This window comes from Sphingobacterium spiritivorum ATCC 33861, assembly GCF_000143765.1.
Classification (GTDB): domain Bacteria; phylum Bacteroidota; class Bacteroidia; order Sphingobacteriales; family Sphingobacteriaceae; genus Sphingobacterium; species Sphingobacterium spiritivorum.
The window spans coordinates 36,275-51,793 of sequence record NZ_GL379772.1 but is presented as its reverse complement, the minus strand read 5'-3'; the positions used below and the strand labels follow the sequence as shown (position 1 = coordinate 51,793).

Sequence of the window (15,519 nt, the reverse complement as noted above, 5' to 3'; positions counted from 1 at the left end):
CTTTGATAATAAAGCCGCTAAATATTAATTTGGCGGCTTTTTTAATGAAGAATACTGTTCATCTTCTGATCAAACGTGAAAAATGCTTAAGTTTGTGACATATGGCTTTGAGACGTTTTAATAAATCCCAGAAAAGAAAAATTTCCATCTTCTTAAGATGTATTCTGATTTCTTTTATAGCGTGGACTTTATTTGCCATTTCCAATAAATACGTTTACTCTATGAAGGCCGGCATTCAGTACGTGAATCTTCCGGACAATAAAGCCTTTCATCCGCTGCAGTCTGACACGGTCAGTCTAAAGGTCGAAATGAGTGGGTGGAAACTGTTGCTTTCACGCTTCAGACAGGATACGGCTAATATTCAGGTAGACCTGAGCGGATTGAAAAACCGCAACTGGATCGTCTTCTCCAATCAGATTGGCTTTATCAACAGGCAATTTCCGAATGATAAACATGTCGTATCTGTAAGTCCGGATACGTTATACTTTGATTTTTCTAAACAAACACAGCGCAAGGTACCTATTAAAGCGGTATACAGTGTGGATTTTGCAAAGCAGTATGGTATTATCGGCGATACCAGGAGCTTGCCTGAATATGTTACCATAACAGGCCCTCTGGAGGATGTGGCTAATATTGAATCCTGGGAAACCGACACTATCCGGGGCACAGGAATCAATGCCGATATCCGTACAATGGCTTATCTGGATCGTAATCAAAAAGCAAATATCAATGTATATCCTGCCTATGCGGAAGTGACTATCCCGGTGGGGGAGCTGACAGAGAAAGTCATGGAACTACCGATCAAGGTAGAGAATGCGGAAAAGTATACTTCTGTAAGAACATTGCCAACCAAGGTTAAAGTAATCATCCTTGTATCACTTAAAGACTATAATAAATGGACACAGCGGGATTTTGAAGCCGTGGTGGATATAGAAGACTGGGAAGAGAACAGAGTTCCTAACCTTCCTGTCATTCTGACGAAGATACCACCGTATTGCAAGATCGTGAGTGTAGAGCCCCAGAATGTAGACTTTTTCATTCGTAAATAAATAGTCCTGCTACAGGAATATTAAAACATAACAAACAAGCATATTAAGATAGTGATATGGGACTGAAAATAGGGATTACAGGAGGTATCGGAGCCGGTAAGAGTATTATCTGTAATATTTTTAAAGTATTGGGAGTACCGGTTTACAATGCTGACCAGGAAGCTAAAGATATTATGATCAAAAGCGAAGAGGTAAAGGCTGCATTGAAAGAGACTTTTGGAAACGAAACCTATTTTGAAGACGGTTCTTTAAACAGAGCTTTTCTCTCTTCAAAAGTATTTGGAGATGAGGCTCAGCTGAAACTACTGAACGGGATTGTGCATCCTGCTGTGATTCGCGCAGGGGAGGAGTGGTCGGAAAAACAGACTGCTGTATATTCTTTAAAAGAAGCGGCCTTGCTTTTTGAAACAGGTTCTTACCGTCAGCTTGATTATACCATACTGGTTACAGCTCCTGAAGATATCCGTATAGCTCGTGTCGTGGCCCGTGATCACACCGATGAGGCAAAAGTAAGGGACAGAATAAGTAAGCAGATGAGTGACAAAGAAAAATCTGAATTAGCAGATTTTATCGTAATCAACGATGGTATACAGCCTCTTTTACCACAGGTACTGCATTTGCATCAACAATTTTTAACATTTTAAATTCAAATTATGCCCGATATACTGGCCGATTTTTTAGTTCGGAGACCAGAAGGATATTATTGCCGTTACGGAGATTTTTATATTGACGCTTTAGAGCCCGTACGTATAGACGTAGTGTCACATGCACATGGTGATCATGCGACAAAAGGACATGCACAGATTATAGCTACTGAAGCTACGGCAGCTTTTATGCAGTACAGATACAGTAAGCAACCTCTGCATACCTTCCTCGTAAAAAGATTTGAAGAGTCATTTAACATTGCTGAAGTCGTGCTGACTTTTATCCCTGCGGGACATATTCTGGGCTCTGCACAGATATTAATGGAGTATAAAGGAGTACGGTATCTATACACAGGAGATTATAAAGTGGATGCGGATCCTACCTGTGAACCTATACATATTGTAAAAGCTGATGTGCTGATTACTGAAAGTACCTTTGCCAATCCGGAAGTGAGTCATCCGGATGCAGTGGCGGAGATCCTGAAGCTCAAGGATCGTCCTTTTAATATTTTATTGGGGTGTTATGCTCTGGGTAAAGCACAGCGGATTACAGCACTCTTAAATCAGCATTGTCCTGAGCGGCATGTACTCGTGCATCATAATATATTGCCTTTCCATCGCATCTACGATCAGCTGGGTAATTTCCCTATGAAGTATGAGCCTTACAACAGGCAGGTCATGAAACATGGGGAGCCTGATAAGGTTTATTTGGTGCCTCCGATGACGTTTAACAGTTATTTCAGAGCTACAAAGGTACAGCGCGCATTTGCTTCAGGTTGGAAGCGCTTGCAGCAGCATAATGATATAGAGTTGTATATTTCGGATCATGTAGACTGGCAGGATATTCTGGATTACGTAGATCAGGTGCAGCCCCGTCAGATATGGACCATACACGGAGACGGCAGACTACTTAAAGAATATTACGGAACTAATCTGGATGTCAGGGATATTCTTTAAGATTAGTCAATCAATCCTTCGTCCAGCAAATGTCTGAAGATGATCTCATCTACAGCTGAACACTTTTTTGCGTCTGTGGAGGACATAAAAGATAGCTCTTCTATTTCACTCATAGGCGATAATTCTCCTTCAAACAAGGCGGAATAACAAGTCATCCTCACTATTTTTCCTTCAGGATGGCTGTCAGCCTGTGCTTTGAAAATGCCACAAAACCGGATAGAAGAAGGGATGATGTCAACATCAAGCTCTTCTTTTATTTCCCGTATAAGTGTTGCAGTATCATCCTCTCCGGCTTCGCGCTTACCTCCGGGAATATAATACTTATCTTTTCCCTTTGAACGTGCGGTCAGAATCCTGCGATCCTGAATATATATCAGGGCAACTTTGTCTATTTCTGTCATGTAAGGGTGAAGTTAAGAAAAGAATGTGGGAAATACTGGGTTCGAACCAGTGACCCCTACCTTGTCGAGGTAGTGCTCTAAACCAGCTGAGCTAATTTCCCAATTGGAACATTTTAAAAAAGCTCCGGATCTATCCGAAGCTTTTCAGGTGTGGTGCCAGCTGGATTCGAACCAGCGACACAAGGATTTTCAGTCCTTTGCTCTACCAACTGAGCTATGGCACCTTACCAAGATTTTTATTTGAATCTGTTTCTTGTCAGATTTTGAGGTGGTGCCAGCTGGATTCGAACCAGCGACACAAGGATTTTCAGTCCTTTGCTCTACCAACTGAGCTATGGCACCTTTTGCAGCAGAGAATAATTTTTCTTTGCGTTGCAAATGTATGTTCTTTTTTTGAATTCCGAAACTTTTTGGTTCAATTATTTTACATCTAATCGACAAAGCATTGATTTTGATTAAGATAAAATTACACCAAATAAACACGCTGCAATTGAAATAAGCCTTATCTTTGCACTTCAATACGTTAAAATGAGTAAAAGAGGAAGAGTACTAGTAGCAATGAGCGGTGGAGTGGATAGTTCGGTCGCAGCCGTAATGCTTCACGAACAAGGATATGAAGTAATAGGGATCACGATGAAGACCTGGGATTATGCATCCTCAGGCGGTTCATCCAAGGAGACAGGTTGCTGCAGTCTGGATAGCATCAATGATGCACGTGCACTGGCTGTAAACTATGGATTTCCGCATTTTATATTAGATATCCGGGATGAATTCGGAGATTATGTAATCGACAATTTTGTAGATGAATATATTGCAGGTCGTACACCAAACCCTTGTGTATTATGCAATACACATATCAAGTGGGAAGCGTTGATCAAACGTGCAAATAAACTGGACTGCGAATTTATCGCTACCGGACATTATGCTAATATCCGTCTGCATGAAAACGGACGTCATGTTATATCCAAAGGAAGAGACGAGAATAAAGATCAATCCTATGTATTGTGGGGAGTGACGCAGGAGAACCTCGCACGTACCCAGTTTCCATTGGGAAGTTTTACAAAAAAGGAAATCCGTCAGATGGCTGCTGATATGGGACAAATGGAGCTTGCGAATAAATCGGAGAGTTATGAGATCTGTTTTGTGCCGGATAATGACTACAGAGCGTTTCTGAGACATAAAATGCCTGATCTGGATGAAAAGGTAGGTCCGGGGAATTTTATCCTTTCTGACGGGACCGTAGTGGGGCAGCATATCGGCTATCCGTATTTTACAATCGGACAGCGTAAAGGGTTAGGAATCGCATTAGGAAAACCTATGTTTGTGATCGAGATCCTGCCTGAGAGTAATTCTGTAATGCTGGGTGAAGAACATGAACTGGAAAGAGCACAAGCCTATGTGCGTAATATCAATCTGGTGAAATATGCCAGTATTTCCGAGCCGATGGAAGCTGTGACAAAAATACGCTACAAGGATTCCGGTGCATTGTCTACTATTACGCAACAAGGTGATATTATGAAAGTAGATTTTGAACATCATGTAAAGGGAATAGCTCCCGGACAATCAGCCGTATTCTACGAAGGAAACGACCTGATAGGGGGTGGTTTTTTAATGAAATAACAGTTTACAGGAAAAGAGGTTGTCTAAATATGTTACAGTATCCTGTTCCGGCGAAATCGGAATGGTGCTGAACAGAAGTTTGGCGACCTCGTTTCTTATCTTCAGTTGCCTGTTCAGAAGCGGCCCAAACGACAGAACAATACAGTCATCTGTTTGCCGCTACTGACATAAGACGGTTATCCGTTCCAAAGTAAAGCCTTACCGCTGCTTATATCCATACGCATGCGTTAGTCAGCGATCCTGTCATCTATTATTGGAATTATGGAATTCTTATTATTCCTGCATCTATAGTACGGATGATGAGGAAGTCTAAGGAAATCAAGTTATTTGGATTTATTGTGGTGATGTTGTGCTTCATCATCTATTATTCCTTCTTTAATTAAAAAAGGTCATGGTGCGATACCATGACCTTTTCTGTTATATTAAGGTGTAAACCTATCTAAGATTACGATAATTTACCTACTTCTTGTACAAGATCTACGATTTTGTTTGAGTAACCCCACTCGTTATCGTACCATGCTACAACTTTTACAAAGTTGTCATTAAGAGAGATACCTGCTTTTGCATCGAAGATAGAAGTACGTGCGTCACCTAAGAAATCAGTAGAAACTACTTCATCTTCCGTATAACCCAGAATACCTTTCAATTCACCTTCTGAAGCATCTTTCATTGCTTTTTTGATCTCTTCATAAGAAGCACCTTTTTCCAGACGTACAGTTAAGTCTACTACAGATACATCAGCAGTAGGAACACGAAGAGACATACCTGTCAATTTACCTTTCAGAGAAGGCAATACAAGGCCTACTGCTTTAGCAGCACCAGTTGAAGAAGGGATAATGTTCTGGTATGCACCGCGTCCGCCTCTCCAGTCTTTTGCTGAAGGACCGTCTACCGTTTTTTGAGTTGCTGTAACTGCGTGAACAGTAGTCATCAGACCTTCCAGAATTCCAAATTTGTCATGCAATACTTTTGCTACAGGAGCTAAACAGTTAGTTGTACATGATGCATTAGAAACGATATGTTGATCAGCTTTCAGTTCTTTGTGATTTACACCCATTACGAAAGTAGGAGTGTCGTCTTTTGCCGGAGCAGACATAACAACTTTTTTAGCACCTGCATCGATGTGTTTCTGTGCCGATTCCTGAGTAAGGAAAAGACCTGTAGATTCGATGATCACTTCCGCGCCTACTTCATTCCATTTCAGGTTAGCCGGATCTTTTTCTGCAGTGACACGGATCGTTTTTCCGTTTACAACAAGGTTACCGTCTTTTACTTCAACAGTTCCGTCAAATTTACCATGAGTTGAATCGTATTTCAACATATATGCCATATAGTCTGGCTCTACGAGGTCATTGATACCTACTACTTCTACATCTTGGCGATTGATCGCAGCTCTGAATGCTAAGCGGCCAATACGACCAAATCCGTTGATTCCAATTTTCATCTTTTTAATTTTTATTGAGATTTAAATAATATTTTACTAAGTTGTGAATGGGTTCTTTAATGATAGTCCCTATTTCCAGACCAAATTCATTTTCGCCAATATCTCTCAGCCAATCTGCATAATGTGTCGCCACAGATCCTGTAAAGTTGATCTTGTGATCAGGATAGCGTTCGCTTAGCGGTACGAGATATGTGTCGCAATACAAAAACAGCCCTTCTTTTATGATGGTAGACAAATAAGGTTCATCTTTGTTTTCCTGTACGAAATCAGCAAAAGAGGTCAGGAAGATATTGGGATTGGGATGGTTATAGACTTTTTCGAGGATGATCTTACGATCCAGATTGTAGCGGGACAACAACTTTTCGCGTATATCTACCGGCATGGTACCGCTTAGAAAATCTTTTAAAAGCTGTCTGCCTATCCAGTTTGTAGAACCTTCATCTGCCAGAATATAGCCCATTCCGAAATTGTTCTTAAGTATTTTTCTGCCGTTATAGTACGCTGCATTAGAACCGGATCCCAGTATACCGATGATTCCTTTTTCATCTCCGAAAGTAGAGATAGCAGAGGCCAGTACGTCATGATTGACTTTTACCTTTGCATTTTTGAAGAAAGATTCGAATACTTTTTTGATCTTGGATTGTCTCTCCAGAGACGATGCACCCGCACCGAAAAAATAAATGCGCTTTATTTTTTCAGCATAATTAATCAGGTTCGTATTCTTATTCAGGAGCTGGGTAATAAATCTTTCATCCTGAATGTAAGAATTGATTCCTGTGGTTCTGAAACCACTGACAACACGGCTCTTGTCGGCCAATCGCCAATCTGCATACCTTGATCCACTAAAAACGACTGCAATCATATTGCTTATAGATAATATGTCTAGATCGCCATGATCTGGGAGATCTCTAACATATCGTTACTTAATTTAAATTCCTTGTTATTAAGAGCTTCTTCCAGAGGAGTCAGGATGATCTCATTTCCTCGAAGACCTACCGTCATTCTGGTTTTTCCCTGAAGGAGGTGCTTTACAGCTGCATATCCCATTCTACTCGCCAGTACGCGGTCAAAACTACTTGGAGAACCTCCTCTTTGTAAATGCCCTAATATACTAACTTTTGTGTCATAATAATCAAATTTTTCTTTGACCCGCTTAGCTACATTGTACGCACCACCGTTTTTATCCCCTTCGGCTACGATAACGATAGTAGATGTTTTTTGCTTAAAAGCGGCTCGCTCCAAGAGATCAATCAGCTCGTCTATAGCTGTTTCCTTTTCAGGAAGCATGATGGCCTCGGCTCCTCCGGCAATACCGGCATTAAGCGCAATACAGCCTGAATCACGTCCCATTACTTCTATAAAAAACAGACGACCGTGGGAAGCTGCGGTGTCACGAATTTTATCAATGGCATCGATGACTGTATTTGTAGCCGTGTCATATCCTAATGTGTAGTCCGATCCGTACAGATCATTGTCAATCGTGCCTGGTATACACATTACCGGGATGTCGTATTCTCTGGAGAAAAAATCTGCTCCTGTGAACGTACCGTCACCACCGATAGCCACTAAACCGTCTATTCCCTGTGCTTTCAGGTTTTCATATGCTTTGGCTCTTCCTTCCGGAGTTCTGAACTCTATACATCTTGCAGTTTTGAGAATAGTTCCGCCTTTTTGGATAATATTGCTTACCGAGCGACTGTTCATTTCGACAAATGTACCGTCCAGCATACCCTGGTAACCGTGGTATATGCCTGTCACTTTCTTGCCTTCGTAGACCGCTGTACGGACGACTGCACGAATGCAGGCATTCATTCCCGGTGCGTCTCCTCCGGATGTAAAAACTCCTATATTTGATATTGTATTCACGTGTTTATTTCTTTAATCAGGTTTCACGAATATACAGTGTATTTTTTACACTATTAAATTTTTTGATTATTTTTTTTGTTACTTTGCTATATTTAACGGATACTTGTGTAGAAGGCATCTGTAAGTTCGTGCAGGTCTATCGTTTAGAAGTCTTAAACTAATAAATTATTGAGCATTGTTTACAAATTTTACCATTGACTGCGTCATATTTGGCTTCCATGACGGTTATTTAAAAGTTTTACTGACAGAAAGAAATGAATATCCTTTCAAGGATTGGTGGGCTCTTCCTGGTTTTTTCGTTAACAACGACGAGGAGATGGAAGATGCCGTCAAACGGATTCTGTACGAAAATACAGGACTGAAAGATATTTATATGGAACAGCTGGCTGCGTTAGCCGGATTGAAGCGACACCCGCAGGGACGAATTCTGACCGTAGCCTATTTTGCTCTTATGCAACTGGATCATGCAAAGATCAAAGTAAAACCTGTGACATCGTATATGCGACAGGCCAATTGGTTTTCTGTACATGAACTTCCGGATCTGGCTTTTGACCATAAACAAATTATAGAGCTTAGTCTCGAAAAATTGAAACGTAAAATCGGATATAGTCCGGTAGCATTTGAATTATTACCTGAAAAATTTACCCTTACACAATTACAACTGGTCTATGAAGCTATTCTTGGAAAGAAGTTGGACAAGCGTAATTTTAGAAAAAAAATGCTCAATTACGGCTTCCTGAAAGAACTTTCTGAGTTTCAGAAAGGTGTGTCGTACAGAGCTGCCAGATTATATAAACTCGATAAACGTAAATTCCATAAAGCATTTTCGCATGAAGATTAATTATTTCTTTCACAAGAGATAATTGTCATCTTAAAGTCTTTTTTTAATTGTTTTTTCAAGATTGCATCTTGAGAATTTGATTTTTATTGCTCTTTTTTTACTTTTGACCCTGATTTGCAAAAAGTCAAAAATTAAAAAATGGATAATACACAAAAGAAGAAAAATCAGATTGTTAAAGCGGCCCTCAAACGCTTTGCTCATTTCGGTATTCCAAAAACCACTATGAGTGAGATAGCAGATGATGTGCATTTGACAAAAGCTAATCTTTATTATTATTTTCCTGATAAAATTTCGCTGATCAAAGATTCTATTCTGGCTATAGTAGCTGAAATGGATGTGGTGGAGCGGGATGCCATGAATACGGAAAAGGGGGGAGTACTGGTACTGTTGAACAGATTGTTGGACATACGGGCCTTTTTCGTAAAGAAATACTATATGTTTTACATTTTTGAAAATGTAGACTGGATCAAAGATCCCGGCATTTCATTAGAAATAGACTCCCTTATTCAACAGGATGAAGACCAATACTGTGAAATCTTTGAAAAGGCTAAAGATAAAGGCGAATTGGCCGATCTGGATCCGCGCTATCTTGCCAAAAATTACAGCGATACTATGCGGGGTCTGGGATTGATGGGCAATGTGACTAATATTATACAGGGATATCCGAGTATTGATAACCTGGACGATATCCTGAAACGGCAGAAAGAGGTCACGGAGATCATGTTTCATGGAATGCGGAAAAAATAAACAAGACAACCACAATGGAAATACTAAATATAAATATGAATAGAATAAGCAAATGGTTAATGCTCCTGCTGAGTATCGGAATTTTCGGTTCTGCATATGCTCAGGAAGAACTGACACTCAAAGAGGCCATACAGTATGCGCTTCAGAATAAAGCTGATGCTAAAAAATCAAAGCTGGATGTGATCAATGCCGAAAACAAGATCAGCGAAGTCCGTTCGAATGCTTTGCCTCAAATTAACCTTAGTGCTGGGTTGACGTATAATCCGATTATACAGAAAATTGCTCTTCCGGATTTTACAGGACAGACTGGTGGAACAACATTAGTCGAGATGGGGCAGAAATGGCAGGCTACTCCTACCGTGTCGATGACCCAGCAGATCTTTAACCAATCGGTATTTACAGGTCTGAAAGCGGCCAGTACCACAAGAGCTTTTTATCAGGTAAACCATGAAATGACTGAGGAGCAATTAATAGAGCGGGTAGCAAATAGCTACTATGATGTTTATCAGGCAAAAATGCAACTTGAAACAATCGAGAGTAATCTGAAAAGTACCAGAAAAACACGCGACGTTATCTTTGGTTCGTACTCAAATGGATTGGCAAAAAAGATCGATTTGGATCGTACTGATGTAGCTGTCAACAATCTGGAATCATCTAAATTGCAAAAGATGAATGAAATCCAGTTAAAAGAGAATGCACTGAAATTTGTAATCGGTATGGACGTAAATAAAGAAATTCAAATGCCGAAAAGCACATTCAATATAGACCTGAAAATCGCTAATCTGGATACTGCCCAACTGGACAACAGAACAGAGATAAAATTATTGGCAACACAAAGACAATTGAACATATTCAACAAGAAATCTATTGAGGCTCAGTATTATCCGACTCTATCTCTACAGGCGAGCTATGGCTATGCCGGTTTCGGACAGAAATTCCCATTGGTTAACAACAATGGGGTATGGGCTAATTTTGCTTCTATTGGTTTGAATCTTTCCTTCCCGATATTCAATGGTTTTGCTACACGATCAAAGGTAAGGCAGGCACAGATCGATATTGATAAACTGGATGTCGATATAGCAGATCGAAAACTGGGACTGATGACTGAAGCCAACAATGCACAGAAACAACTAAAAAACAGTTTGTTAAATATCAACGTTCAGCAGGCTAATATGGAACTGGCAAAAGAAGTGCTGTCTAATGTGGAGAATAATTATAAGAATGGCTTGGCTACATTGACAGATTTGCTGGATGCTGAAAAGGCGTATGCTGAAGCACAGAATAATCATTCTACAGCTTTGTTGAACTACAAAGTTGCTGAAATACAAATTATTAAATCAAACGGGAATTTAAAATCACTTATCAACGAATAATTAACCACAGATGAAACGGACAATCATAACCATCGTAATTATAGTAGCAGCACTGGCTGGTATTATGTTTATCTTGAATAAGAACAAAGAAAAGAATAAAGCGGAAACAGAAATCGTAGCGCAACAGAATGCGGCTGTAGCTGTGCGTATTGATACTGTGGCAGTTCGCGAAATGAATGCTGAATATATTTCCAATGGTACATTTATGCCATTCAAAGAAATGAGACTATCTGCCGAAACTCCGGGTAGAGTGAAAACTGTACTGGTTGATGAAGGTGATTTTGTAACAGCAGGACAAGTACTTGCCACTGTAGTAGGAGACAAACTGAATGTGAATACACAGAATGCACAGGCTTCCTATAATACGTCTAAAGCAGATTACGAAAGATACAAAAATGCCTTTCAGACAGGAGGCGTAACACAACAACAATTGGATCAGGCTAAGTTGAAAATGGAAAGTGATCTGAATAATCTGAAAAGTGCGCAGTTGAATGCTTCTGATGCAACGGTCAGAGCCGGAATAAGCGGAACGATCAACGAACGTAAAATCGAACCGGGTACTTATGTATCTCCGGGTACTGAAATGTTCTCGCTGGTCAATGTCGGTACGTTGAAACTAAGAGTGAATGTTGATGAGAAGAATGTTGTAAAGCTCAAAGTTGGTCAGAATATCAAAATTACAGCAAGTGTATATCCTGACAAATCTTTTGAAGGAAAGATTACCTTCATTGCTCCTAAAGCAGATGGAAGTCTTAATTTTCCGGTAGAAATAGAGGTCAAAAACAATCCTAACAATGAGCTGCGTGCAGGTATGTACGGTACTGCAGTATTTGGTGCAGACCAGTTGTTGCCGGTACTTACCGTCCCTAGAACAGCATTTGTAGGTAGTGTGAGTTCCAATCAGATATTTGTCAATGAAAACAATAAAGCAGTCCTTAAGACGATCACTTCGGGACGCAATTTCGGTGACTATGTAGAAGTACTGGACGGTCTTTCTGCAGGTCAGATCGTTATCACCAGTGGACAAATCAACTTGCTGAACAATACGCCGATCAGCATTATTAAATAATTGTTTGAAACAAAAGATATTTCATGAAAATTTCAGAAATCTCGATAAAGCGCCCCAGTATAATTATCGTACTGTTTATTATACTTACGTTGGGTGGTTTATTTAGCTATAAGCTGTTAAGCTACGAGTTGATTCCCAAATTTGAAATCAATGTTATTACAGTACAGACTGTGTATCCGGGAGCCTCGCCTTCTGAGGTAGAAAATACCGTATCCAAGAAAATAGAGGATGCGATATCTTCTCTGGAGAACGTAAAACGTGTAGAGACAAAGTCATATGAGAGTTTATCATTAGTGATGATTACCCTTAATGACAATGCAGATGCCAACTATGCATTGAATGATGCACAACGTAAAATAAATGCTATCCTGAAAGACTTACCGGATGATGTGGATCCTCCTTCACTGGTTAAATTTTCTCTGGATGACATGCCGATCATGAATCTTTCCGTGACCAGTAAGTTGTCTGAGAAAGAACTTTACGATCTGTTGGATAAAAAAATACAACCTATCTTCTCCCGTATCAACGGAGTGGCACAGGTGGATATGATCGGCGGACAAGAGCGGGAAATCAAAGTGACTTTAGATCCTAAGAAAATGGAAGGTTACGGATTGAGTATTGCTCAGGTTCAGCAGGATATCTTGTCATCCAATCTGGATTTTCCTACCGGTAACGTCAAGACCAGAAGTAGTCAGATCCTGATCAGGTTGTCAGGTAAATACAGATCTATTGAAGATATGCGTAATCTGCCTATCACGGCTAAAGCATCCGGTAGCGGAGGACAATCGCTGGATATTCCAATCCGCCTGGGGGATATTGCAGATATTGAAGACGGACAAAAAGAAGTAGAAAAGATCGCTCGTCTGGATCAGAAGAATACTATCCTGATGCAGGTTAAAAAGCAGTCTGATGCTAATGCGGTGGAGGTTAGTAAACTCGTAAAAGCGACTATTGAGACTGTACAAAATGATTATAAAGATCAGGATATCAAGATTCTGGTGGCGAATGATACATCCGAATATACACTGAAAGCGGCTAACAACGTTTTGTTTGACCTTTTCCTGGCGATTGTACTGGTAGGTGTGATCATGTTATTCTTTCTGCACAGTTTACGGGATGCGGCAGTCGTCATGGTAGCCATTCCATTGTCACTGATTGCTACATTTATCGGTATCTATCTGATGGGCTATACGCTCAACCTGATGAGTCTTCTGGGACTCAGCCTTGTGGTTGGTATTCTTGTGGATGATGCGATCGTAGTTGTGGAAAATATTCACCGGCATATGGAGATGGGTAAGAGCAAGATCAGAGCTGCATATGACGGAGCTGCTGAGATCGGATTTACAGTAACAGCGATTACTATGGTAATCGTAGTCGTGTTCCTTCCTATTGCGATGGCAAGTGGTCTGGTCGCTAATATCCTCGCTCAGTTCTGTGTGACAGTTATTATTGCGACAGGATTATCTTTATTGGTATCATTTACTGTAGTGCCGTGGTTATACTCTCGTTTCGGTAAGTTAGAACATATCAATCCGCATACTTTCTTTGGTAAGATTATACATGGTTTTGAAGCAGGTCTGACCGCTTTTACACACAGTATTTCGGATTTGTTGAAATGGTGTATTGATTCCCGTAAAAATAAAGTGATCACCCTGTTTATCGTACTGGTTGTCTTTGTGGCATCCTTAGGTCTGGTAGGTGCCGGCTATATCGGTGGGGAGTTTTTCCCGTCTTCGGATAAAGGAGAGTTTTTGGTGCAGTTGGAACTGAACAAGGATGCTTCTATCGAATCTTCCAATTTTATGACGCAGCGTGCTGAAGCTTATATTTCTAAATTTAAGGAAGTAAAACGTACGATTACTACTGTCGGACAATCCAGTGATGGTATGGGAGGTACTACCGGTACAAAATACAAAGCAGAGATCCATGTTATTCTGATAGATCAGAAAGAACGAACCGAGAGTACGAAAGTCTTTGGTGCCAAACTGAAGAGAGGACTTGAAAAAGAACTTGTCGGTTCTAAAGTGAAAACGGTAACCGTTGGTATGATGGGAGCTGAACAGGCACCTATCACGATGACTGTAATCGGTTCGGATATGAAAGATGCCCTTGAATTTGCAAATAAAGCAGCGGATCAGTTGCGTAAGATCGAAGGAGCTACAGAGGTCAAGCTGACATCTGAGGATGGTAATCCGGAGATCAATGTACAGGTGGATCGTGATAAGATGAATTCACTGGGTCTGGGACTTTCTACAGTAGGTATGGCCATGCAGACTGCCTTCAGTGGTAACACGGATGGTAAATTCAGAGCCGGAGAGTATGAGTATGATATCAATATCCGTTTTGGAGAAGAAGACCGTAAAAATATTGAAGACGTAAGAAACCTGCTGTTTATCAATAATATGGGGCAGAAAATACGTCTGGAACAATTTGCAACGATCAGTTACAGCTCAGGTCCGACTTTATTGGAACGTCGTGACAAATCTCCTTCTGTATCTATACAGGCGCAGGTTATCGGACGTCCTTCCGGTACTATTGCAACAGAATGGGAAGCACAATTTAAGGAATTACCACGTAAACCGGGAGTGAGTTATATGTGGGGTGGTGATATGGAAAACCAGCAGGAAGGTTTCGGTACATTAGGATTTGCATTGTTAGCATCTATTATCCTTGTGTACCTGGTGATGGTGTCTCTGTATGACAGTTTTGTTACACCATTTATCGTGATCTTTTCTGTACCGTTGTCTTTTATCGGAGCTTTACTGTTAATGGCTCTTACCGATACGTCTCTGAATATCTTTACGATCCTGGGGATTATCATGTTGATTGGTCTGGTATGTAAAAATGCGATTCTATTGGTCGACTTTGCCAATATGCGTAAAGACGCCGGTGACAATACACATGATGCATTAGTAGCGGCCAACCATGCCCGTCTCCGTCCGATCCTGATGACTACTATTGCGATGGTATTCGGTATGGTGCCGATTGCGATAGCCACGGGTGAAGGTGCGGATATGAACAGAGGTCTGGCGATCGTGATTATCGGAGGATTACTTTCCTCCTTATTCCTGACACTGGTCATCGTACCGGTGGTCTATTCGATCTTCGATAGCTTGCAGAAGCGCTTTGGTCAGCATGAAAAACTTGATTATGAAGCATTGATGAAAGCAGACTACGAGCCGAATAAGGATTATGTAGACGAGATGTCTGTCAAACACTAGAATACCTTTATTTTACAATTTGTTTATATAAGCCATTCCGGATTCCGGAATGGCTTTTTTTGTTATGGAAAAATCTGCGATAATATAACCGGATTCATGTGCTTAAAAAATGCTTAAGTATTATAATCCAGGTACCGGTTAATCTGAATAGATTTTTCCGTTATGGTTTTCAGTTGTTGTTCTTGTGTCAAATTATTTAACAGTTAACTAACAAAAAGCTAGCTTGTTACGGTTTTGTTCTTAAATATGATGGGTGGTGTAAAAAATTTCTTTTGATTTAAAATATT

At 40.4% G+C, this 15,519-nt stretch carries 13 protein-coding genes and 3 tRNA genes; 9 read left to right on the top strand and 7 right to left on the bottom strand.

Annotation, left to right across the window (positions count from 1 at the left end):
• The first annotated feature begins 221 nt into the window (after window positions 1–221).
• The 3 genes from HMPREF0766_RS14705 to HMPREF0766_RS14695 are packed head-to-tail and all read left to right on the top strand — an operon-like array spanning window position 222 to window position 2,650.
• Window positions 222–1,049, top strand: coding sequence for a YbbR-like domain-containing protein (locus tag HMPREF0766_RS14705; RefSeq protein ID WP_232279634.1), 828 nt, complete (start codon window positions 222–224; stop codon window positions 1,047–1,049).
• A gap of 56 nt (window positions 1,050–1,105) precedes the next feature.
• On the top strand, window positions 1,106–1,693 hold the full coding sequence (gene coaE / locus HMPREF0766_RS14700; RefSeq protein WP_002998742.1) for a dephospho-CoA kinase: 588 nt from the start codon (window positions 1,106–1,108) through the stop codon (window positions 1,691–1,693).
• A 9-nt stretch (window positions 1,694–1,702) separates the two neighbouring features.
• Complete coding sequence (locus HMPREF0766_RS14695; protein WP_002998739.1) at window positions 1,703–2,650, top strand: MBL fold metallo-hydrolase; 948 nt, start codon at window positions 1,703–1,705, stop codon at window positions 2,648–2,650.
• Between the two features lie 2 nt (window positions 2,651–2,652).
• Here HMPREF0766_RS14695 and HMPREF0766_RS14690 read toward each other — a convergent pair whose 3' ends face one another.
• The 4 genes from HMPREF0766_RS14690 to HMPREF0766_RS14675 form a co-directional block, all read right to left on the bottom strand.
• Window positions 2,653–3,051, bottom strand: a complete 399-nt coding sequence (locus HMPREF0766_RS14690) for an NUDIX hydrolase (RefSeq protein WP_002998734.1) — start codon at window positions 3,049–3,051, stop codon at window positions 2,653–2,655.
• Between the two features lie 26 nt (window positions 3,052–3,077).
• Window positions 3,078–3,152: transfer RNA gene (locus tag HMPREF0766_RS14685), tRNA-Val, on the bottom strand.
• A 50-nt stretch (window positions 3,153–3,202) separates the two neighbouring features.
• Window positions 3,203–3,275, bottom strand: a tRNA-Phe gene (locus HMPREF0766_RS14680).
• Between the two features lie 45 nt (window positions 3,276–3,320).
• Window positions 3,321–3,393: transfer RNA gene (locus HMPREF0766_RS14675), tRNA-Phe, on the bottom strand.
• 186 nt (window positions 3,394–3,579) lie between these two features.
• Between HMPREF0766_RS14675 and mnmA the strand changes: the two genes are divergently transcribed.
• Window positions 3,580–4,671: a tRNA 2-thiouridine(34) synthase MnmA gene (gene mnmA / locus HMPREF0766_RS14670; protein ID WP_002998730.1), complete on the top strand. Its 1,092-nt coding sequence runs from the start codon at window positions 3,580–3,582 to the stop codon at window positions 4,669–4,671.
• Window positions 4,672–5,116: 445 nt separating this feature from the next.
• On the opposite strand, the gene gap is transcribed toward mnmA, so the two are convergent.
• Genes gap through pfkA form a run of 3 tightly spaced genes read right to left on the bottom strand, consistent with a single transcriptional unit; the run spans window position 5,117 to window position 7,981 of the window.
• Window positions 5,117–6,115 carry a type I glyceraldehyde-3-phosphate dehydrogenase gene (gene gap / locus HMPREF0766_RS14665; RefSeq protein ID WP_002998727.1) on the bottom strand — a complete coding sequence of 333 codons (999 nt, stop codon included), beginning with the start codon at window positions 6,113–6,115 and terminating at the stop codon, window positions 5,117–5,119.
• A gap of 4 nt (window positions 6,116–6,119) precedes the next feature.
• Window positions 6,120–6,977: a hypothetical protein gene (locus HMPREF0766_RS14660; protein ID WP_002998724.1), complete on the bottom strand. Its 858-nt coding sequence runs from the start codon at window positions 6,975–6,977 to the stop codon at window positions 6,120–6,122.
• 20 nt (window positions 6,978–6,997) lie between these two features.
• Window positions 6,998–7,981: a 6-phosphofructokinase gene (gene pfkA, locus HMPREF0766_RS14655; protein WP_002998721.1), complete on the bottom strand. Its 984-nt coding sequence runs from the start codon at window positions 7,979–7,981 to the stop codon at window positions 6,998–7,000.
• A 175-nt stretch (window positions 7,982–8,156) separates the two neighbouring features.
• On the opposite strand from pfkA, the gene HMPREF0766_RS14650 reads away from it, so the two are divergent.
• The 5 genes from HMPREF0766_RS14650 to HMPREF0766_RS14630 all read left to right on the top strand — a co-directional run bounded on the left by HMPREF0766_RS14650 (window position 8,157) and on the right by HMPREF0766_RS14630 (window position 15,232).
• On the top strand, window positions 8,157–8,822 hold the full coding sequence (locus HMPREF0766_RS14650; protein ID WP_002998718.1) for an NUDIX hydrolase: 666 nt from the start codon (window positions 8,157–8,159) through the stop codon (window positions 8,820–8,822).
• Between the two features lie 138 nt (window positions 8,823–8,960).
• On the top strand, window positions 8,961–9,569 hold the full coding sequence (locus HMPREF0766_RS14645) for a TetR/AcrR family transcriptional regulator (protein WP_002998714.1): 609 nt from the start codon (window positions 8,961–8,963) through the stop codon (window positions 9,567–9,569).
• Window positions 9,570–9,604: 35 nt separating this feature from the next.
• A complete protein-coding gene (locus HMPREF0766_RS14640) occupies window positions 9,605–10,942 on the top strand; it encodes a TolC family protein (protein ID WP_037460589.1) in 1,338 nt (445 codons plus the stop codon).
• Window positions 10,943–10,952: 10 nt separating this feature from the next.
• The gene (locus tag HMPREF0766_RS14635; RefSeq protein WP_002998709.1) at window positions 10,953–12,011 is read left to right on the top strand and encodes an efflux RND transporter periplasmic adaptor subunit; all 1,059 of its coding nucleotides are present in this window, start codon (window positions 10,953–10,955) and stop codon (window positions 12,009–12,011) included.
• 23 nt (window positions 12,012–12,034) lie between these two features.
• Window positions 12,035–15,232 (top strand): efflux RND transporter permease subunit, encoded by a 3,198-nt coding sequence (locus HMPREF0766_RS14630; RefSeq protein ID WP_002998706.1) that lies wholly within the window; start codon window positions 12,035–12,037, stop codon window positions 15,230–15,232.
• The last annotated feature ends 287 nt before the right edge of the window (window positions 15,233–15,519 follow it).